At 64.2% G+C, this 18476-nt stretch carries 22 protein-coding genes; 16 read left to right on the forward strand and 6 right to left on the reverse strand.

All coding sequences use genetic code 11. The features are described 5' to 3' along the window. Nucleotides 1-109: 109 nt before the first annotated feature. Together GWG65_RS24705 and GWG65_RS24710 are read left to right on the forward strand one after the other, a co-directional pair. On the forward strand, nucleotides 110-853 hold the full coding sequence (locus GWG65_RS24705; RefSeq protein WP_275198157.1) for a GyrI-like domain-containing protein: 744 nt from the start codon (nucleotides 110-112) through the stop codon (nucleotides 851-853). Between the two features lie 5 nt (nucleotides 854-858). After that, the gene (locus tag GWG65_RS24710) at nucleotides 859-1563 is read left to right on the forward strand and encodes an SIMPL domain-containing protein (RefSeq protein ID WP_275198158.1); all 705 of its coding nucleotides are present in this window, start codon (nucleotides 859-861) and stop codon (nucleotides 1561-1563) included. A gap of 159 nt (nucleotides 1564-1722) precedes the next feature. On the opposite strand, the gene GWG65_RS24715 is transcribed toward GWG65_RS24710, so the two are convergent. Further along, a complete protein-coding gene (locus tag GWG65_RS24715) occupies nucleotides 1723-2787 on the reverse strand; it encodes an MBL fold metallo-hydrolase (RefSeq protein WP_275198159.1) in 1065 nt (354 codons plus the stop codon). Nucleotides 2788-3249: 462 nt separating this feature from the next. Here GWG65_RS24715 and ffh point away from each other — a divergent pair, with 462 nt between their 5' ends. The 7 genes from ffh to GWG65_RS24750 all read left to right on the forward strand — a co-directional run bounded on the left by ffh (nucleotide 3250) and on the right by GWG65_RS24750 (nucleotide 9459). Beyond that, nucleotides 3250-4803, forward strand: a complete 1554-nt coding sequence (gene ffh / locus GWG65_RS24720; protein ID WP_148743945.1) for a signal recognition particle protein — start codon at nucleotides 3250-3252, stop codon at nucleotides 4801-4803. A 178-nt stretch (nucleotides 4804-4981) separates the two neighbouring features. Further along, a complete protein-coding gene (gene rpsP, locus GWG65_RS24725; protein ID WP_143842481.1) occupies nucleotides 4982-5314 on the forward strand; it encodes a 30S ribosomal protein S16 in 333 nt (110 codons plus the stop codon). A 9-nt stretch (nucleotides 5315-5323) separates the two neighbouring features. Then, the gene (gene rimM, locus GWG65_RS24730) at nucleotides 5324-5902 is read left to right on the forward strand and encodes a ribosome maturation factor RimM (protein WP_275198160.1); all 579 of its coding nucleotides are present in this window, start codon (nucleotides 5324-5326) and stop codon (nucleotides 5900-5902) included. Nucleotides 5903-6016: 114 nt separating this feature from the next. After that, complete coding sequence (trmD, locus tag GWG65_RS24735; protein ID WP_275198201.1) at nucleotides 6017-6772, forward strand: tRNA (guanosine(37)-N1)-methyltransferase TrmD; 756 nt, start codon at nucleotides 6017-6019, stop codon at nucleotides 6770-6772. A 108-nt stretch (nucleotides 6773-6880) separates the two neighbouring features. Continuing rightward, nucleotides 6881-7264, forward strand: coding sequence for a 50S ribosomal protein L19 (gene rplS / locus GWG65_RS24740; protein WP_275198161.1), 384 nt, complete (start codon nucleotides 6881-6883; stop codon nucleotides 7262-7264). 487 nt (nucleotides 7265-7751) lie between these two features. Further along, nucleotides 7752-9158 carry a 3-isopropylmalate dehydratase large subunit gene (leuC, locus tag GWG65_RS24745; RefSeq protein WP_275198162.1) on the forward strand — a complete coding sequence of 469 codons (1407 nt, stop codon included), beginning with the start codon at nucleotides 7752-7754 and terminating at the stop codon, nucleotides 9156-9158. Between the two features lie 94 nt (nucleotides 9159-9252). Further along, nucleotides 9253-9459, forward strand: coding sequence for a hypothetical protein (locus GWG65_RS24750; protein ID WP_275198163.1), 207 nt, complete (start codon nucleotides 9253-9255; stop codon nucleotides 9457-9459). Nucleotides 9460-9518: 59 nt separating this feature from the next. Here the strand turns inward: GWG65_RS24750 and GWG65_RS24755 are convergent, their stop codons facing one another. Together GWG65_RS24755 and GWG65_RS24760 are read right to left on the reverse strand one after the other, a co-directional pair. After that, nucleotides 9519-10004 carry a hypothetical protein gene (locus GWG65_RS24755; RefSeq protein WP_275198164.1) on the reverse strand — a complete coding sequence of 162 codons (486 nt, stop codon included), beginning with the start codon at nucleotides 10002-10004 and terminating at the stop codon, nucleotides 9519-9521. Nucleotides 10005-10190: 186 nt separating this feature from the next. Continuing rightward, nucleotides 10191-10466 carry a hypothetical protein gene (locus GWG65_RS24760; protein WP_275198165.1) on the reverse strand — a complete coding sequence of 92 codons (276 nt, stop codon included), beginning with the start codon at nucleotides 10464-10466 and terminating at the stop codon, nucleotides 10191-10193. A 160-nt stretch (nucleotides 10467-10626) separates the two neighbouring features. Here GWG65_RS24760 and GWG65_RS24765 point away from each other — a divergent pair, with 160 nt between their 5' ends. The 4 genes from GWG65_RS24765 to GWG65_RS24780 all read left to right on the forward strand — a co-directional run bounded on the left by GWG65_RS24765 (nucleotide 10627) and on the right by GWG65_RS24780 (nucleotide 13351). Next, the gene (locus GWG65_RS24765) at nucleotides 10627-11025 is read left to right on the forward strand and encodes a metallopeptidase family protein (protein ID WP_275198166.1); all 399 of its coding nucleotides are present in this window, start codon (nucleotides 10627-10629) and stop codon (nucleotides 11023-11025) included. A gap of 268 nt (nucleotides 11026-11293) precedes the next feature. Next, complete coding sequence (gene leuD, locus GWG65_RS24770; RefSeq protein ID WP_275198167.1) at nucleotides 11294-11899, forward strand: 3-isopropylmalate dehydratase small subunit; 606 nt, start codon at nucleotides 11294-11296, stop codon at nucleotides 11897-11899. Between the two features lie 137 nt (nucleotides 11900-12036). Then, nucleotides 12037-12822: a hypothetical protein gene (locus GWG65_RS24775; RefSeq protein ID WP_275198168.1), complete on the forward strand. Its 786-nt coding sequence runs from the start codon at nucleotides 12037-12039 to the stop codon at nucleotides 12820-12822. 109 nt (nucleotides 12823-12931) lie between these two features. Beyond that, a complete protein-coding gene (locus GWG65_RS24780) occupies nucleotides 12932-13351 on the forward strand; it encodes a hypothetical protein (RefSeq protein ID WP_275198169.1) in 420 nt (139 codons plus the stop codon). A gap of 22 nt (nucleotides 13352-13373) precedes the next feature. Here the strand turns inward: GWG65_RS24780 and GWG65_RS24785 are convergent, their stop codons facing one another. Next, entirely contained in the window at nucleotides 13374-14039 is a 666-nt protein-coding gene (locus GWG65_RS24785; RefSeq protein WP_275198170.1) for an HAD hydrolase-like protein, read from the reverse strand. 2 nt (nucleotides 14040-14041) lie between these two features. After that, entirely contained in the window at nucleotides 14042-14923 is an 882-nt protein-coding gene (locus tag GWG65_RS24790) for a CoA ester lyase (RefSeq protein ID WP_275198171.1), read from the reverse strand. Between the two features lie 171 nt (nucleotides 14924-15094). On the opposite strand from GWG65_RS24790, the gene GWG65_RS24795 reads away from it, so the two are divergent. Next, on the forward strand, nucleotides 15095-15739 hold the full coding sequence (locus GWG65_RS24795) for a carbonic anhydrase (RefSeq protein ID WP_275198172.1): 645 nt from the start codon (nucleotides 15095-15097) through the stop codon (nucleotides 15737-15739). 157 nt (nucleotides 15740-15896) lie between these two features. Here the strand turns inward: GWG65_RS24795 and GWG65_RS24800 are convergent, their stop codons facing one another. After that, a complete protein-coding gene (locus tag GWG65_RS24800; RefSeq protein ID WP_275198173.1) occupies nucleotides 15897-16931 on the reverse strand; it encodes an aspartate-semialdehyde dehydrogenase in 1035 nt (344 codons plus the stop codon). Nucleotides 16932-17047: 116 nt separating this feature from the next. Between GWG65_RS24800 and GWG65_RS24805 the strand changes: the two genes are divergently transcribed. Both GWG65_RS24805 and GWG65_RS24810 read left to right on the forward strand, forming a co-directional pair. Then, the gene (locus GWG65_RS24805) at nucleotides 17048-17848 is read left to right on the forward strand and encodes a hypothetical protein (RefSeq protein WP_275198174.1); all 801 of its coding nucleotides are present in this window, start codon (nucleotides 17048-17050) and stop codon (nucleotides 17846-17848) included. Between the two features lie 181 nt (nucleotides 17849-18029). Next, the gene (locus GWG65_RS24810; protein ID WP_275198175.1) at nucleotides 18030-18425 is read left to right on the forward strand and encodes a hypothetical protein; all 396 of its coding nucleotides are present in this window, start codon (nucleotides 18030-18032) and stop codon (nucleotides 18423-18425) included. Nucleotides 18426-18476 lie beyond the last annotated feature (51 nt).

Here is an 18476-nt window from a genome sequence, read left to right on the forward strand (position 1 = left end):
GCGCATGCCGGGACGCGCGGCCGGTTAAGGCCTTGATGAGTTAAGGTCTTGGTGAGTTAAGGCCTTGGTGGGTTAAGGCCTTGGTGCGTAAGGTTTTGGGGAGAATAGTATGAATCGCTTTTGCCGTCTCGCTTTGGCCGCGCTGATCCCGGCAGCAGCCATGTCGTTTGGTCCGTCCGCCACGTTGGCGCAGAGCCCGAGCCCGGCGCCGGCTGCTTCGGCCAGTCCCAGTTCCTCGCCGTCGGCATCGCCATCCCCGGCCGCGAGTGCCCCGGCGGCAAGCGCTTCGCCTGCGCCTGTGGCAACGCCGTCGCCTGCCGCCAGCGCCTCACCCTCGCCCAGCCCAGCCCCGCCGCCCGCTGCGGCCGCCACCCCGGCTCCGGTGCAGACGGCCGATCCCTTTGGCCAGGAGACCGTGCTCGAGCCGAAGAAGGTCGTGATGGTCAAGGGCACCGCCAATTGGGATTCCGCCTTCGACACGCTGATCGACGCTTTCAAGGCGCTGAATGCGCTCCTGGACAAGCAGGGCATCAAGCACGCCGGCAATTCGATGATCGTCTACACCTCGACGGACGATACCGGCTTCACCTTCCTCGCCGAAATTCCGGTCGAGCAGGATCCGAAAAACCTGCCCAAGGACATGAGCGTCGGCAAATCGCCGGAGGGCAAGGCGCTGAAATTCGTCCATCGCGGCTCCTACGACAACATGGACAACACCTATGAGGCGATCACCAATCACCTCGACGACAAGAAGCTCGAAGCCAAGGACACGTTCATCGAGGAGTATCTCACCGATCCCCTGAAGACGGCCGAGGACAAGCTCGTGATCAATGTCTTCGTACCGCTGAAGTGAGACCGATGCAGAAGCCCGTTGCCGTCGCCGCCGTTCTCGCCGCCACGCTTTTGGCATCGCCCGCGCTCGCCGACGATTTCCCGGCCGCCATCTCCGTGAGCGGCCAAGCCACGGTGTCCGCCGCGCCCGACCTCGCGCAGATCGACGCCGGTGTCGCCAATGACGCCAAGTCGGCGAAGGAAGCCTCCGACGCCAACAATGCGGCGATGGGCAAGGTGCTGCTGGCGCTGAAGGGCGCCGGGATCGCCGAAAAGGACTACCAGACCTCGCGCCTGTCGCTTCAGCCGCAATACGCGCCGAACCGCAGTGGCGGCGCCTCGCCGGTGGTCGGATTCCGCGCCAGCAATCGCGTCACCGTGAAAATTCGCGACGTGACCAAGGTGGCCGGTATCATCGATACGCTGGTCAGCGCCGGCGCCAACGATATCGGCAACATCTCCTTCGAGGTGACTCAGACCTCAAAGTTGCTCGATGAAGCCCGCGAGCAGGCAGTTGCCGATGCCCGCCGCAAGGCCGAGATCTACGCCAAGGCCACCGGTGTCACGCTCGGTGCACCGCTCAGCCTTTCCGAGGGCGGCGGACCGGTGCCGCTGTTCAAGGGGCGAATGGCCACCGCGCCGATGGCCGCACCGGCCGCGGTCGCGCCGGGCGAGGAGACGCTGTCGGTGACGGTGAATGTGAGCTGGGCGATCAAGCCTACAGAAAAGTGAGTCTCGTGTCCCGGACGCGCTGCAGCGTGAAACGCTGCTGCGCAGAGCCGGGACCCAGAAAGCCAAGGGCACGTGCTGCAGCATGGGCCCCGGCTCTGCAGCGCACCGTCGAAGAGACGCTGCGCCGCGTCCGGAGCACAGTTGTGTGCGTCGATGGGGCTAAATCTCCACCACCTGCCCCGGCTTCATCGCCACGAACCGCTCTTGCGGAATCTTCGCCGCATCGAGCGCTTCGACCAGCGCCTTGGCCGGCGCATCGATCGCTTCGTCCGTCAGCTGAAACGTCCCATGGTGATGCCCGAGCGCGGCCTGCGCGCCGCAATCGGCGAGCGCCTTCACCGCATCCTCCGGATTCATGTGCTGGTCGCGCATGAACCAGCGCGGCTCGTAGGCGCCGATGGGGAGGATCGCCAGGCGGAGCGGCCCATGCGCCTCGGCGACGCGGCGGAAATGCGTGCCCTCGCCATAGCCGGAATCGCAGACGACGTAGATTTTTCCGGCCGGCGTCTCCAGCACAAAACTCGCCCACAGCGCCCTGTTGCGATCGAACATGCCGCGCGCCGTCCAGTGCCGGGTCGGCACCAGTGTCACGGCAATACCGCCACCGAACTCGACGCGATCGTGCCAGTCGAACGCTTCCACCTTGATCGTGGGATCGGCACTGCGCATCGTGACGTCGTTGCCGAGCGGCGTGACCACGCGCGGCGCAAAATTCTTGGCGAGCCGCGACAGCGTCGCGACATCGAGATGATCATAGTGTCCGTGCGAGACCAGCACGACGTCGATCTTCGGCAATTTCTCGAATGCGATGCCGGGATCGTTGTGCCGCTTCGGTCCGGCGAAGCTGATGGGCGAAGCCCGCATCGACCAGACCGGATCGACCAGGATGTTGAGGCCGCCGGTCTGGATTAGCCAGCTTGCATGGCCGACGAAGGAGAGCCGTACCTTGTCACCGTCGACGGCGGCCGGCGGCGTGTCGGCATGGGGGCTCGGCGCCCACACAGGCCAGGTCGCGCGTTGCCGCCCGCGGCCGAATTGCCAGCGCAGGACCTCGCCAAGCGATCTTGGCGGCGCGCCGTCCGGATCAAAGAAGTGCAGGCCGTTAAAGTGGTCGGAGGCGGATCCGTCGTAGGTTTTCATGCGGGACATCCAGAGCCACGGAACACCGACCAGCGCGGCGCCGCCGGCAAGCAGTCCGAAGATGCGGCGGCGGGTGATCGGCACGGCTGGTCAAGGACGATACGCGAGGTAAGGCATCTCGCCTAATATGGGCGACCCCGTAGAGAATGGAACCCACGACCAAAAGAAGCACATTCTCAAAGCCTTGCCTTCCCAGAGGCGCCTCGGCACCCTAACTTTCCTTGACTTTTGGGCGCCAGCGGCGTTTAACCCGCCCACTTTCTCGGAAAGGCTTTCTTTTCGACCCGCCCACTGGCCCTCGAGGTCAGAGGCCAACGCCCGACAGCGCTATGCGCCCTCGGGCGTAAAGGTGTTTGGAAGATCGCTTCCTTGCAGCTTGCCAAGGAACGAGAGCGTGGTCATCCCCGCGAAAGCGGGGGATCCAGTATTCCAGAGGCGGCTCGGCTTGAACCGAGAAGCCGCGGCGTACTGGATGCCCCGGTCAAGCCGGGGCATGACAGTGGCGAATACGGCAAGCCTGCGCGAGCAGGACAAGGGACAACGGCATTGTTCGACAATCTGTCGGAACGGCTTGGCGGCATTCTCGATCGTCTGACGGGGCGCGGTGCGCTGACCGAAAAGGACGTCGATGCCGCGATGCGCGAGGTGCGCCGCGCGTTGCTGGAGGCCGACGTCGCGCTCGAGGTCGTGCGCAGCTTCACCGAGCGGGTCCGCGAGCAGGCGATCGGCGCCACCGTCGTCAAGTCGGTGACTCCAGGCCAGATGGTGGTCAAGATCGTCCATGACGAACTGATCAACACGCTCGGCGCCGAAAGCCAGACCATCGACGTGAATTCCGTGCCGCCGGTGCCGATCATGATGGTCGGCCTGCAAGGCTCGGGTAAAACCACCACCACCGCAAAGCTCGCCCGCCGCCTGGTCCAGCGCGACAAGCGCAAGGTGCTGATGGCTTCGCTCGATATCTACCGCCCGGCGGCGATGGAGCAGCTGGCCGTGCTCGGCCGCGATCTCGATATTCCGACCCTGCCGATCGTCGCCGGCCAGCAGCCGCCGCAGATCGCCAAGCGCGCGCTCGAGGCCGGCAAGCTTGGCGGCTACGACATCGTACTGCTCGACACCGCCGGCCGCACCACGCTCGACGAAGAGATGATGGCGGAAGCAGCAAGCATCAAGGCTGCCGCCAATCCGCATGAAGTGCTGCTGGTCGCGGACAGCCTCACCGGCCAGGACGCCGTCAACCTCGCCCGCGCCTTCGACGAGCGCGTCGGCCTCACCGGCATCGTGCTGACCCGCGTGGACGGCGATGGCCGCGGCGGCGCCGCGCTGTCGATGCGCGCCGTCACCGGCAAGCCGATCAAGCTGATCGGCACCGGCGAAAAGACCGACGCGCTGGAGGATTTCCATCCCGACCGTATTGCGGGGCGCATCCTCGGCATGGGCGACGTGGTGTCGCTGGTCGAGCGTGCCGCCGCCAACATCGACGCCGAAAAGGCCGCGCGCACCGCCGAGCGGATGCGCAAGGGCCAGTTCGACCTCAACGACATGCGCGAGCAGCTGTTGCAGATGGCCAATATGGGCGGCATCAGCGGTTTGATGGGCATGATGCCCGGCATCGCCAAGATGAAGAATCAGATCGCGGCGGCCGGCATTGACGACAAGATTTTGAAGCGCCAGGTCGCCGTGATCGATTCCATGACGCGCGACGAGCGGCGTCATCCCGATTTGCTCAAGGCCAGCCGCAAGAAGCGCATCGCCGCCGGAAGCGGCCAGAGCGTCGAGCAGGTCAACAAGCTGCTCAAGATGCACCGGAACATGGCCGACGTGATGAAGGCCATGGGCTCGGGCAAGCGCGGCCCGCTCGCCGGCATCGCGCAAGCCATGGGCTTTGGCGGCGGCATGAAGCCGCCTTCGCCGGAAGAGATGAAGGCGTTGCAGGAAAAGATGCAGAGCGGCGGCGGCCAAGGCTTGCCCAGCCTGCCGAAGGATCTGCCGCCGGGTCTGCGCCAGGGTCTTCCGAATGTGCCGGGGCTCACGGGCCTCAGCAACAAGCCGACCCTGCCCGGGCTCGGCGGCTTCCCCGGACTGGGGAAGAAGAAGTGAGGGCACTCTCGCCTCGTCATTCCGGGGCGCGTCTCTTGGCGCGAGCTATGATGCGCAATTGCGCATCTGAGAATCCATTTCCTCCGCGGTATGCGGCGCGATGGATTCCGGCCTCGCGCTTCGCGCGCCCCGGAATGACGAGCTAACTTTTCAATTAACCGACACTCAGGAGACCAACATGTCAGTCGTAATTCGCCTCGCGCGCGCGGGCACCAAGAAGCGTCCCGTCTATCACGTCGTCGTCGCCGACTCGCGCTTCCCGCGCGATGGCCGCTTCATCGAGCGTCTCGGCTATTTCAATCCGCTGCTGCCGAAGGACAACGAGACCCGGCTGAAGCTCGACATGGACAAGGTGAAGGCCTGGCTCGCCAAGGGCGCGCAGCCCTCGGACCGCGTGTCGCGCTTCCTCGATGCTGCCGGCGTCAAGAAGCGCGAAGCGCGCAGCAACCCGGAGAAGGCCGTGCCGCGCAAGGAGCGCAAGGCGCAGGCCGAAGCCGCTGCGAAGGGCTAAGGCCAGCCCATGTCGGCGCTGATCTGCGTCGCGCGGATCGGCGCCGCGCATGGTGTGCGCGGCGCCGTCAAATTGTGGACCTTCACCGAAGATCCTTTGGCCGTGCGGCGCTATGGGCCGCTTCTGTCCAAGGACGGCAAGCGCCAGTTCGAGGTAGCAACGGCGCGTGAGGCCAAGGATCACCTGGTCGCGACGTTCAAGGGCGTCGCGACCCGCGATGAGGCCGAACGCCTCAACGGCATCGAGCTCTATGTCGCGCGCGAAAAGCTGCCGGCGACCGATGAGGACGAATATTACCACGCCGACCTGATCGGACTCGCCGCCGTCACCACGGCCGGCGAACCGCTCGGTCGCGTGCTCGCTATCCATAATTTCGGTGCCGGCGACATCATCGAGATCGCGCCGTCAAAGGGCGCGACGATGCTGCTGCCGTTCACCAACGCGGTGGTGCCGGAGGTCGATATTGCCGGTGGACGCGTCGTGATCGAGCTGCCTCAGGAGGTCGAGGGCGGGGATCAGGACGAAGATCCCTCCTCGAGTCGTCCCGGCCTAGTGCGCAATTTGCGCACGGGGGGTCGGGACCCATAACCACAGCTCGTGGTTTTGGGTAAGCTGTTCGCTCCAGCCGTCGCAAAATGGGCTGCGGTGGTTATGGGGTCCCGGATCGCGCTTCGCTTGTCCGGGACGACGAGAATGAAAGCTATGACCAACCCCTCACCCTGGCGCGCGACGGTACTGACGTTGTTTCCGGAGATGTTTCCGGGACCGCTCGGCGTGAGCCTCGCCGGCCGGGCGCTGGCGTCCGGGCTTTGGGAGCTGGAGGCGCGGGACATCCGGGCCTCTGCCACCGATCGCCACCGCAGCGTCGATGATACCCCTGCCGGCGGCGGTCCGGGCATGGTGTTGCGGGCGGATATTCTGGCCGCCGCAATCGATGCCGCCGAGATCGGCCAGGATCTGTCAAAACGGCGCCCCCGCCTGCTCATGAGCCCGCGCGGTCGGCCATTGACCCAGGCCCGCGTCGTGGAGCTCGCCCAGGGCCTCGGCCCCCTGATCGTCTGCGGGCGGTTCGAGGGGGTGGACCAGCGGGTGATCGACGGCCGCGGCCTGGAGGAGGTCTCGATCGGCGACTACGTGCTGTCCGGGGGCGAGATCGCGGCCATGGCGCTGATTGACGCCTGCGTCCGGCTGTTGCCGGGGGTCATGGGCAAGGAGGCCTCGGGAACCGAGGAAAGCTTCTCCGACGGCCTCCTCGAATACCCTCAATATACCCGGCCGCAGCTGTTCGAGGGGGTTCCGATCCCCCAAACCCTCACTTCGGGCGACCATGCCAAGGTCGCGGCCTGGCGGCGGGCGGAATCCGAGGCTCTGACGGCGGCTCGGCGGCCGGATTTGCGGACAAAGGCCCCGAATCAAACCTCCGGCCAAAAAACGCCAAAAAGCACGACAGACGGGTGACAAACGCTCCAGCTTGCCTTATAGCAGCGGCCAAATCCGCAATGGCTGGATAGACGAATTTTGCGCAGCCCCCGTTTCCAAGGCTGGGCGCGCGGATGGAGATTACCCATGAACCTGATCAAGCAGCTCGAACAAGAGCAATTCGACAAGCTTTCCGCCGGCAAGGACATTCCGGAATTCGGCCCCGGCGATACCCTGATCGTCAACGTGAAGGTCGTCGAAGGCGACCGCACTCGCGTGCAAGCCTATGAAGGCGTCTGCATCGGCCGTTCCGGCGGTGGCCTCAACGAGAGCTTCACCGTCCGCAAGATTTCATACGGCGAGGGCGTCGAGCGCGTGTTCCCGGTGATGTCGCCGATGATCGACTCGATCAAGGTGGTGCGCCGCGGCAAGGTTCGTCGCGCCAAGCTCTATTACCTCCGCAATCTCCGCGGCAAGTCGGCCCGTATCGTCGAGAAGAAGCAGGACCGTCCCGCCGCCGTCAACGAGTAGTCTCGAAGGCAGGCAAGTTTTCGAAAAGCGCGGGGCCTGGCCCCGCGCTTTTTTGTTGCGTCAGGCGTGCGCGGACGCACGGGTCGATCCTCATCCTGAGGAGCGCGGAACGCGCGTCTCGAAGGATGAAGGCCCGGTCCGTGGCCTCGCCCTTCGAGACGCGCGCCAGCATCGCGCTCCTCTCAGGGTGAGGGGTATACGGTGTGCGCGCGGCACGTCGGCGAGGCGCGCGGATGGAAAGCCCTCGCGATTCCGGATCGGCCTGCTATATATTCTTGGAATGTTTCCAGATCTGACCAGCTTCGCATCCATCACGCGAATCGTCATCGACGATCGCTCGCGGCTGCCTGGCCGGTTCTTCGGACGCTTCGCGACCTCGGCAACGTCAGAGCTTAGTCCCGCAGCTTAAACGCTGCGCTGAAGACGACTTCGTTGCCCCGCGCCTGATCGCGCATATCCGCTACACAACATTCCGGAGCTGACGCTCATGTCCAAGCCGACCACATTGTACGACAAGATCTGGAACGACCATCTGGTGCACGAAGCCGCTGACGGCACCTGCCTGCTCTATATCGACCGCCATCTGGTGCATGAGGTGACCTCGCCGCAGGCGTTCGAAGGCCTGCGCGCCACGGGGCGCAAGGTCCACGCGCCGGAGAAGACGCTCGCCGTCGTCGATCACAACGTGCCGACCACCGACCGCACCAAGCCGAACCCCGACCCTGAAAGCATCGAGCAGATCAAGGCGCTGGCCGACAACGCCAAGGAATTCGGCATCGAATATTACAACGAGTTCGACAAGCGTCAGGGCATCGTCCACGTCATCGGCCCCGAGCAGGGTTTTACGCTGCCCGGCACCACCATCGTCTGCGGTGACAGCCATACCTCGACGCATGGCGCGTTCGGCGCGCTGGCGCACGGCATCGGCACATCGGAAGTCGAGCACGTGCTGGCGACGCAGACGCTGATCCAGAAGAAGGCCAAGAACATGCGCGTCACCGTCGACGGCAAATTGCCGGACGGCGTGACGGGCAAGGATATCATCCTCGCCATCATCGGCGAGATCGGAACCGCGGGCGGCACCGGCTACGTGCTGGAATACGCCGGCGACGCGATCCGCGCGCTGTCGGTGGAAGGCCGCATGACGGTGTGCAACATGTCGATCGAGGGCGGCGCGCGCGCCGGCCTGGTTGCGCCGGACCAGAAGGCCTACGACTTCCTGCGCGATCGTCCCAAGGCACCGAAGGGCGCGGCCTGGGATGCGGCGATGCGCTATTGGGAAGGCTTGCGTTCAGACGATGGCGCGCATTTCGACCACGAGCTGCGGCTGGATGCGGCAAAGCTGCCGCCGATCGTGACCTGGGGCACCAGCCCTGAGGACGTGATCTCGGTGACCGGCATCGTGCCCGATCCAGACCAGATCGCGGACGAGGCCAAGCGTCTGTCGAAGCACCGCGCGCTGAAATATATGGGCCTGACCGCGGGCACGAAGATCACCGACATCAAGCTCGACCGCATCTTCATCGGCTCTTGCACCAATGGCCGCATCGAGGATCTGCGCGCCGCCGCGAAGATCGCGGAAGGCAAGCAGGTCTCGGCAAACGTCAACGCCATGGTCGTGCCGGGCTCCGGCATCGTGAAGGAGCAGGCCGAAGCTGAAGGTCTGGACAAGATCTTCATCAAGGCCGGCTTCGAATGGCGCGAGCCGGGCTGCTCGATGTGCCTCGCCATGAACCCGGACAAGCTGAAGCCGGAAGAGCGCTGCGCTTCGACCTCGAATCGTAACTTCGAGGGACGCCAGGGCTTCAAGGGCCGCACCCATCTGGTGTCGCCGGCGATGGCGGCAGCGGCCGCGATTGCGGGCCACTTCGTCGATGTGCGGGAGTGGCGGTAAGCTGCTCGCTGCAATTTGAGCTAAAGCGGCAAACATCCGTTAATCGGCATTGCCGACACTGCGTCCTCGCGACGGATACGCGAGGACGCCCGCCATGGCCAACAAGCCTGAATATGTCGATCTGATCGGCGAAGCGACCCGCCAGCACCGGCGTCGGTCTGCGCCGCTGCGTGCCGTCACCAGGCCCGAGGTCGAGGAGACCTCACGGCTCAGCCGCTGGCCGCCGGCAATGTTCAAGCAGTGGAAGCTCGAGACCCTGACGCGGTGGAAGCCAACGTCGTGGAAGAAGGATCGGCTCTGAACCACGCGATAAACAAAGGGCGCCTCAGGCGCCCTTTTCATTTCAATCGCTTGGCTGCTTTACCAATATCGGTACGGATGGTGCCAGCGATGCCAGCGGCAGATGCGGCGCGGGCCGTAATAGGTCCAGACGATCCGGCAGCGGCGCGGATGGCTGTAATAGGGATAGTAGCCGCCGTAATAGTAGCGCCGATGGAAGTGGCGATAGCCGTAATGGGGGCGATAGACTCCGTAGCGATGATAGCCGCCATAGCGGTGAAATCCGCCGTAGCGATAGCCACCGCCGTGAAAGACCGGCGCGGCGCGGAAGCCGCCGCCGTGAAAGCCGCCGCCATGGAAGCCTCCACCGTGTCCGCCACCGCCGCCATGGCGAACCGGCGTGATCATGTCGTCGGCGACAGCCTTTGCCGCCGGCAACGCCGTCGGATTGATTGGGGTCATCGCTTCAGCGCGCTGCGCAGTCCCGGCCGACAGCATCAGCGTGGCAGTGGCCGCAAGAGCGAGCAAGCGCATCGGGCTTGTCCCGAGACCGAAGATGCTCAGCATGGACTCCTCCCTGAATCTGGACAGCGGGAGTTGCGACGCTCGTTCGCGGCGCGGACCATCCTTCTCGCTCCCGAGATCAAACTAAGGGCAACGACGTGAATGCCCTATGAATGAAGGAAAATGAAGGACGTTCCGCGCACCGCGCTGCGGCCAGCGCAAGATGGGTCGCGCATTAAAAAAGTGGTGTCAGCCCCGGCGCCAGTAGCAGCTCATATGCGGCACGATCACGGTGCCGCTGGGCCGGAATTCCTGAACGTAGGTCGCATTGCATTCGCGGACCGCGTCGGGGCCCGGGTTATAGCGCGGATAGACGCCGTCCGGGCTGTAATAGGGCGTGACGCGCAGCCGGGCCGGCGGCCGCTTGCGCGGCGGCGGGGCGTCAGGCAAGGCCTGGGCCAATCGGACTTCGGGGCCGGCCGTCTGAGCCTCGGCACTGCCGCAAAATTGCGAAAACAACCCCATGCAAAGTAGAACCAGTACCGCTGTTCCCGCCCGCATCGCACCACCCACCTGAAACGTCCCCATCAAGGCGCCGTACGCTCCCCGTTTTGGCGGCGCCCGTCAACCTTGCCGCGCTTATAAAGCCGGATGCATCGCCGGGAAACCCGCGCTAAGAGAGGGCATGTGGACGGAATTGAAGGCGCCCTCGCTGGCCGAAATGGAAGCGATGGCACATGACGTGTTCGAGCGCCTGCCAGCGGAGTTTCGTGGCCTCTGCGAGGGCGTGATCATCCGCGTCGACGACTTCCCGACCGAGGAGGTGCTCGACGAGATGGAATGCGAGAGTGAGTTCGACCTGCTCGGCCTGTTCCAGGGCGTCGGCCTGCCGCACCAGAGTCTTGGCGACGTGGCACGGCTGCCCAACATGGTCTGGCTCTACCGGCGGCCGATCCTGGACTATTGGGCCGAGCATGAGGAAAGCCTCGGCCACATCGTCCGCCACGTCCTGATCCACGAGATCGGCCACCATTTCGGGCTGTCGGACGACGATATGGCGGCAATCGAGGCTCGAGCAGACTAACAGTGAGTCTGGTTCACCTCTCCCCAGCGGGGAGAGGTCGATTTGCGCCAGCAAATCGGGTGAGGGGGCGCTGCCCCAACGCAAGACCGTAAACCCTCACCCGCCGCTACGCGTCGACCTCTCCCAAGGAAGAGGTGAATTCCCGATGTCGCGCCAGTACGGCCTCAGATCCGGCAAGCAGATGAGATCTGCCGAATTCGGCCTAGGATTTCCGCCCCGATCGCGATACATAGCCAGTTCCCCAGAACCACCCCCGGGAAGCGCAACCATGGACAAGTTCACCACGCTGGAAGGCGTCGCGGCGCCGCTGAAGATCATCAACGTCGACACCGACATGATCATTCCGAAGCAGTACCTCAAGACCATCAAGCGCACCGGCCTTGGCAAGGGGCTCTTCTCCGAGCAGCGCTACAAGGACGACGGCAGCGAGAACCCGGATTTCGTGCTGAACCAGCCGGCCTATCGCAATGCGAAGGTGCTGGTCGCCGGGGACAATTTCGGCTGCGGCTCGAGCCGCGAGCACGCGCCGTGGGCGCTGCTCGATTTCGGCATCCGCTGCGTGATCTCGACCTCGTTCGGCGACATCTTCTACAACAACTGCTTCAAGAACGGCATTCTGCCGATCCGCGTTGCCCAAGAAGACCTCGACAAGCTGTTTGACGACGCCGAGCGCGGCGCCAATGCGACGCTGACGATCGACCTGCCGAACCAGGAGATCCGCGGCCCCGATGGCGGCACGGTCAAGTTCGAGATCGATCCGTTCCGCAAGCACTGTCTGATGAACGGTCTCGACGACATCGGGCTGACGATGGAGAAGAAGGCCTCGATCGACACCTACGAGGAGAAGCTCAAGCGCGAACGCGCCTGGGCCTGATCGCAAGTCTCGTTTGGAGCCCCGGTGCCACGCGCGCCGGGGCTTTTTCTTTGCCCTCATTATCCCTTGGTGTTTGAGCATGATCTTTTCGGAAAACCGCTGCACACTTTTCCGGATCATGCTCTAAGCTTGCGCGCATGCTGCCCGACATCGTCACCTTCTGGCATGGTCCGATGGACGCCCTGCGCCAGACCTGTCTGCGCTCGCAGTTGGCTGCCGGCCACAAGGTCACGGTCTACAGCTTCGATAGCATTCCGGGCCTGCCCGCCGGCGTCGGCAATGCGGATGCCGAAGCGATCCTGCCGCATGCCTTCTCGGAACGGTTGCGGCCACCGCAGCCGGACGGAAGCTGGCGCGACTGGACCGCGCTTCAGTTCAGCGACTTCTTCCGCATGAAGCTGATGGCGAAGGGCCTTGGTCTCTGGCTCGATGCCGATGTGCTGTTGCTCAAGCCCGCGATGATCGATCCGGCAAAACCTTACTTCGCTTGGGAGCGGCCGCGCCAGCTCGGCAACTCCGTGATCTATCTGCCGCCCGAGCACGGCATCGTTGCCGCCTTCGAGGAGTTGATGGAGCAGGAGGAGCTGATGCCGAACTGGCTGTCGCTGCGCCATCGCCTCACCTTTGCGATCCGGCGCCTGCGCGGCGGCTCCAACCGTCTCGCGGATATTCGCGTTGCGATCTTCGGGCCCGCGGCACTCACCGCCCTCGCCCGCCGTACCGGCGAATTGCAGAACGCTCTGCCGAAGCAGTCGTTCTACGCCGTGCATGCCGAGCCGAAGCTTTTCTTCGAGCCATCGAGCTATCTCGGTCTCCTCACCAATCCCGACATCATCGGCCTTCACATCTCGCCCAAAGGCCGCGGCGGCCAGCCACCGATCCCGGGCAGCCTGTATGCGTGGGCTGCAGAAAAATTCGCGTAGCCCTCTTACGCTGTCCCGGACACGAGAGCGGCATTTGATCCAGCGCAACGTGCATATGCACCATTGTGCTCTATTCGGCTGCAACTGGACGAGCCCAATGGAGCCTCGCATGAGCACCGCGAACAGACCCTATCCCGTGGTTCAGGACCTCATCGAATCCTTCGCCAGCTGGCTGAAACATCGCCGCGAACTGAATGAGATGCGGCAACTCGACCGCGCCGATTTCGACCGGATCGCGAGTGATCTCAGGATTGCGCCGGACGATCTCGAAGAACTGGTCCGTCACGGCCGCCATGCCGCTGACGAGCTGCCGAAGATGCTGGAGCAGCTCGGCATCAGTGCGGAAGGACTAGGCCGCGCGCAGCCGCTGCTGCTGCGCGACATGGAGAGGGTCTGCGCACTGTGCAGACACAAGGCTCAATGCGATCGTGATCTCGTCAGCGGTTCCGCCGCGGAAAATTATCACGGCTATTGCGCCAATGCCTCGACCCTGGAGTCGCTCGATCGCGCCGATCTCGCGCCACGCTGACGCGGTGCGGCTCGAAACGGGGCTAGCTGCTTAACATCGATAAAACCACGCGCGCGAGATCCGCGGGCCGTTCCACCAATTGGTCTGCGCCCGCCGATTCGAGCTCGTCCCGGCTGCCATATCCCCACAGCGCGCCAAGGCCGCGCATGCCGACCGCGTGAGCTCCGGCGATGTCGTGCCGGCGATCTCCGACCATCACGCTGTGTGAAGCAGGGATATCCTGTTCAGACAGGATGTGAGCGAACAACTCGGGTTTATGATCCAGCTTGCCGCCTGGCACCGAGCCGTGAATGCCGTCGAAGTGCGCCGCCAGATTCAGGTTCTCGAGGATTCGCCGCGCAAAGACTTCGCGCTTCGATGTGGCCAGATAGACTCGCAGTCCGGCGCGCCGCATCTCCTCGATCGCCACGCTGATTCCGGGATAGAGCTCGCTTCCTAGCAGACCGCTCTCGCCGTAATGCTGGCGATAAGCCGTCACGGCTTCATCGAGCCGGTCGTCTCCGTATACCCCGAGCAAAGCCCGCAACATGTCTTCGAGCGGTGGCCCGATAAAGCGCTTGATGTCGAGTGCTTCGCCGGGGTCATGCCCGAGCGCATGCAGTGCGACCGAGCAGCTTGCGGCAATGCCCGGCTGCGAATCAACCAGCGTTCCGTCGAGATCCAGCAGCACGGAGCGCGACGGAGGCACCTCTAGCCCTTGCTCATCGCGGCGATCGCGTCCGCGATCTCGATCGTGCGCCGCGCCATGTCGGCGTGCAGCCGCTCGACCATCGCGCCGTCGAGGCGGATCGCGCCGCGCGAGACGTTCTCGGGCAGTTCGAATGCCGCGATGATTTTTCGGGCGCGCGCGACCTCCTCCTCCGGCGGCGTGAAGATCGCGTTGCAGGCCTCGATCTGTGACGGATGGATCAGCGTCTTGCCGTCGAAGCCGAGATCGCGGCCCTGCGCGCATTCGGTGGCGAAGCCGTCGGAGTTGTTGATGTCGCTGTAGGGCCCGTCGAGGATCTCGAGGCGATGGGCGCGCGTCGCCAGGATGCAGTGCGTGATCATCGGGATCATCGCCGTGCGGCCCGGCAGCATCCTGATCCGCGTCTCCCGCGAGATGTCGTTCGGCCCGAACACGAAACCGGACAGGCGCGTCTTCGGATCGCGCGAGGCGGCGGACAGTTCCTCGGCATGCAACACGGCGCGCGCGGTCTCGATCATAGCCCAGACCTTCACGGTCGGCGCAGCGCCAAGCTCGGCGAGCTGGCGGCCGATCGTGTCGAGGTCCTCGACGCTGGAGACTTTTGGAACCAGGATGCCGTCCGGCGAGGCCTTTGCGGCCATCGCAACGTCATCGGCCCACCAGGGCGAATCCAGGCCGTTGGTCCGGATCAAAATCTCGCGCTTGCCGAACCCCTTGGCGGCGATGGCGGCGGCGATGCCGTCGCGCGCCGCGGCCTTGGCGTCGGGAGCAACGGAATCCTCCAGATCCAGGATCAGGCCGTCGGCCGCCAGGTTGCGCGCCTTTTCCAGCGCACGGGGGTTGGAGCCGGGCATGAACAGATGGCTGCGGCGCGGGCGGGTCATGCAAGCGTTCCTTCCGGTTTCCTCGGGCGAATTCTAGTGCATGATCCCGAAAAGTGTGCGGCGGTTTTCCGAAAAGATCATGCTCAAGCAAAATAAGCCAAAGCCGATAGCATCGGGCCTGCCCATTCGAAAGGCTTGTTCGCCTTTGCGGTATATGATTAGGCATAGGCCATGACCGCATTCCCTCAGCGCTTGCTGGAAGGCTACAAGGCCTTCGCCACCCAGCGGCTGCCGACCGAGCAGACCCGCTACCGCGACCTGTCGGTGAAGGGGCAATCGCCGGAAGTGATGGTGATCGGCTGCTGCGACTCGCGCGTCTCGCCCGAGGTGATCTTCGACGTCGGCCCGGGCGAGCTCTTCGTCGTCCGCAACATCGCTAATCTGGTGCCGGTGTATCAGCCCGACGGCAACGCACACGGCGTCTCGGCGGCGCTGGAATACGCGGTCAAGGTGCTGCGCACAAAGCACATCGTGGTGCTCGGGCATGCGCAATGCGGCGGCATCCGCGCCTTCGTCGACAAGATCGAGCCGCTCACCCCCGGCGATTTCATCGGCAAATGGATGCAGATGTTCATCAAGCCGGGTGAGGTGGTGGAGCAGCGCGAACACGAGACCATGGCGCAGTTCGTCGAGCGCATCGAGAAAGCCGCGGTGTTCCGCAGCCTGGAAAACCTGATGACCTTCCCGTTCGTGCGCAAGGCGGTCGACGCCGGCCAGATGCAGCTCCACGGCGCCTATTTCGGCGTCGCCGAGGGATCCCTGTTTGTGCTGGATCAGGTTGCGAAGGAATTCAAAAGCGTGCGCGACGTGGCGTGAGCGAGCCCGTAGGGTGGGTTAGCCTTGCGGCTGCGCGAAGCGAAGTCCGCTGGCGTAACCCACCGCTTCTGTATCCGCGGAAGCAAAAGAGGTGGGTTACGCCGAGCAGATGCGCTTCGCGCATCGGCAGGGCTAACCCACCCTACTGCAGTTCGGCTTACGCCGCCTTTTTCTTCGCGCTGATCAGCTTGCGGTTGATCAGCACTTCCGCGATCTGGATCGCGTTCAGCGCGGCGCCCTTGCGTAGGTTGTCGGACACGCACCACAGCACGAGACCGTTTTCGACCGTGGCATCTTCGCGGATCCGGCTGATATAGGTCGCGTCCTCGCCGGCCGCTTCATACGGCGTGGCGTAGCCGCCGGGCTCCTGCTTGTCGATGACGAGGCAGCCGGGCGCCTTGCGCAGGATGTCGCGGGCCTCGTCGGCGGTGATCGGATTCTCGAACTCGATGTTGACGGCCTCGGAGTGGCCGACGAACACCGGCACGCGCACGCAGGTGGCGGAGAGCTTGATCTTGGGATCAAGAATCTTCTTGGTCTCCATCATCATCTTCCACTCTTCCTTGGTATAGCCGTCCTCCATGAAGACGTCGATGTGGGGGATGACGTTGAAGGCGATGCGCGTGGGGAACTTCTTACTGATCAGCTCCTGGTTGGTGTAGACGGCCTTGGTCTGCGAGAACAGTTCGTCCATCGCATCCTTGCCGGCGCCCGACACCGATTGATAGGTCGAGACCACGACGCGCTTGATGGTGGCCTTGTCGTGCAGCGGCTTGAGCGCGACCACGAGCTGCGCGGTCGAGCAGTTCGGGTTGGCGATGATGTTCTTTTTGCCAAAGTCCTTGGCGGCGTCGGCGTTCACTTCCGGCACGATCAGCGGAACGTCCGGGTCCATGCGCCAGGCCGAGGAATTGTCGATCACGACCGTGCCGGCGGCGCCGATCTTCGGCGACCATTCCTTCGACACCGAGCCGCCCGCTGACATCAGGCAGATATCGACGTCGGAGAAGTCGTAATGCTCGAGCGCTTTGACCTTCAGGGTGCGGTCGCCATAGGAGACCTCGACGCCGACGCTGCGGCGTGAGGCCAATGCCACGACCTCGTCCGCGGGAAATTTGCGCTCATCGAGGATGTTGAGCATTTCCCGCCCGACATTGCCGGTCGCGCCGACGACTGCGACTTTGTAACCCATCGTTCACTCTCCGACGAAAAAGCCCTTTCCTGAAGCTGACGCTTCAACAGGAAGAGCAGCGCTTCTATGCGAGAACCAGCCTCAAGACAACGTTAGACCATGCCTGAAGGCAGTGGATGCAGTCGCCTGAGGCCAGCACGGCCGCAACTCCCACCCAGATCCATCTGGCGCTCGCCAACTTCGCCGACGAGATCGTCGGCACGCTGGCGCACCTGTTCGCCTATGTGGGGGTCCTGGTGCTGTTTGCCATCCTTGGGCTTGCGGCGCTCGGCCAGTTGCCGAACCTGCACGACGACGAGCTGGCACTGAAACCGGGCTGGAGCGTCGCCGACAGCTCGCATCCGGCGTTCGCGATGAACCGGCTCGATCCATCAGACAAAACAATATCTTACACCGTCTTCAGGCATCCAGAGGGTGGCCGCCGGGACGTACTGCGCTGGACCGGTGAAGGGGATCGGCCGCTCGCCGAACTCGAAATCTACCGGCCGGGCGGCGAATTCGACCTGGCGCGTCCGGCCGCCGCCGATCTGGCCATGCAGATGGGCCTTTTCCAGATAGGCCTTGGCGAGGCGCCGCTCGAGCAAGCCGGACTGATCGATACGAAATTTGGACCAGTTGCGCTGCTCCGTCCCAGCGTCGCGGCAAAGGGGACGCAGACTTGCCTGGGCTACCTCCAGCGCAACGAGGACCCGGCGCTCCAGATCTCCGGCTTTTCCTGCCAGGGCGAGACCGAGCCCGCCCGGCGTGCGGCGATCGCCTGCACGCTGAACCGGCTGACGCTGTTGACCTCGGGCAACGAGCCGAAGCTGGCGGAATTGTTCGCCCATGCCGAGCTCAAGCGCAGGGGGTGTGACCCCGCAGCTTCGTCGGACTGGCTGCTGGGCGCTGCGAACGCGCAATTGCGTGGGGCGCTCTGACCGGCATCAAGCCGAAATGACCACCCAAGTGAAGCGCTCAAGTGGCTGGTTTTCATGCAACTTTTGCCTGGGCGCACGATTATTCCGGGCTGGTGTGACCCAATAGACCTAGTTGCAGCCGCCCCGGCCGGGCTAGTATGGGGCGAAATCGATTGGCGGCTTGCCGCCTGAAGGGGACGTGATGAGCTCGAAATTCTCTGCCGCGAACAAATTGGCGATCTGGCTTGCGGCGGGCGCCGTCATTGCCATGTCCTCTGCCATGGGTTTCGCGACGCCGGCCTCGGCCGACACCAAGATCAAGCGCTATGACGATCGCGGCCGACCCTATTACGGACCGGGCGGCCCCAACGCGGTCTATCAGCAGGGACGCACCCGTCTGTATGTGAGCAAGCGCTCCTGGCTCGACGGCGGCACCGAGGTCAATCCGGGCGACCGCAAGTTCACCGACTATGCCTTCCCGCCGGCCGTGGGCTATCCGTCCTTCGCGCGCGAGAACCTCAACCGCCCGATCGACCGCCAGCCGCTCTCGCCGCCCGCCGATGTCGGCGGCTATCCGCAGACTTTCCCGCTGTACTGAAGCGGACACGACTGACCGAATCGAAAATGGCCGGGCTTGCGCCCGGCTATT

Origin of the sequence: Bradyrhizobium sp. CSA207 (genome assembly GCF_029051685.1) — a bacterium.
Taxonomy (GTDB): Bacteria; Pseudomonadota; Alphaproteobacteria; order Rhizobiales; family Xanthobacteraceae; genus Bradyrhizobium.

Bases quoted from the DNA above. Each gene is read 5' to 3' on its own strand.
- leuD (WP_275198167.1), top strand. From the start codon at position 11,294: ATGGACAAGTTCACCACGCTGGAAGGCGTCGCGGCGCCGCTGAAGATC.
- rimM (WP_275198160.1), top strand. From the start codon at position 5,324: ATGTCGGCGCTGATCTGCGTCGCGCGGATCGGCGCCGCGCATGGTGTG.
- GWG65_RS24790 (WP_275198171.1), bottom strand. From the start codon at position 14,923: ATGACCCGCCCGCGCCGCAGCCATCTGTTCATGCCCGGCTCCAACCCC.
- GWG65_RS24755 (WP_275198164.1), bottom strand. From the start codon at position 10,004: ATGCTGAGCATCTTCGGTCTCGGGACAAGCCCGATGCGCTTGCTCGCT.
- GWG65_RS24810 (WP_275198175.1), top strand. From the start codon at position 18,030: ATGAGCTCGAAATTCTCTGCCGCGAACAAATTGGCGATCTGGCTTGCG.
- rpsP (WP_143842481.1), top strand. From the start codon at position 4,982: ATGTCAGTCGTAATTCGCCTCGCGCGCGCGGGCACCAAGAAGCGTCCC.
- GWG65_RS24795 (WP_275198172.1), top strand. From the start codon at position 15,095: ATGACCGCATTCCCTCAGCGCTTGCTGGAAGGCTACAAGGCCTTCGCC.
- GWG65_RS24780 (WP_275198169.1), top strand. From the start codon at position 12,932: ATGAGCACCGCGAACAGACCCTATCCCGTGGTTCAGGACCTCATCGAA.
- rplS (WP_275198161.1), top strand. From the start codon at position 6,881: ATGAACCTGATCAAGCAGCTCGAACAAGAGCAATTCGACAAGCTTTCC.
- GWG65_RS24805 (WP_275198174.1), top strand. From the start codon at position 17,048: ATGCAGTCGCCTGAGGCCAGCACGGCCGCAACTCCCACCCAGATCCAT.
- GWG65_RS24765 (WP_275198166.1), top strand. From the start codon at position 10,627: ATGTGGACGGAATTGAAGGCGCCCTCGCTGGCCGAAATGGAAGCGATG.
- GWG65_RS24710 (WP_275198158.1), top strand. From the start codon at position 859: ATGCAGAAGCCCGTTGCCGTCGCCGCCGTTCTCGCCGCCACGCTTTTG.
- GWG65_RS24750 (WP_275198163.1), top strand. From the start codon at position 9,253: ATGGCCAACAAGCCTGAATATGTCGATCTGATCGGCGAAGCGACCCGC.
- GWG65_RS24760 (WP_275198165.1), bottom strand. From the start codon at position 10,466: ATGGGGTTGTTTTCGCAATTTTGCGGCAGTGCCGAGGCTCAGACGGCC.
- GWG65_RS24800 (WP_275198173.1), bottom strand. From the start codon at position 16,931: ATGGGTTACAAAGTCGCAGTCGTCGGCGCGACCGGCAATGTCGGGCGG.
- GWG65_RS24705 (WP_275198157.1), top strand. From the start codon at position 110: ATGAATCGCTTTTGCCGTCTCGCTTTGGCCGCGCTGATCCCGGCAGCA.
- GWG65_RS24775 (WP_275198168.1), top strand. From the start codon at position 12,037: ATGCTGCCCGACATCGTCACCTTCTGGCATGGTCCGATGGACGCCCTG.
- trmD (WP_275198201.1), top strand. From the start codon at position 6,017: ATGACCAACCCCTCACCCTGGCGCGCGACGGTACTGACGTTGTTTCCG.
- leuC (WP_275198162.1), top strand. From the start codon at position 7,752: ATGTCCAAGCCGACCACATTGTACGACAAGATCTGGAACGACCATCTG.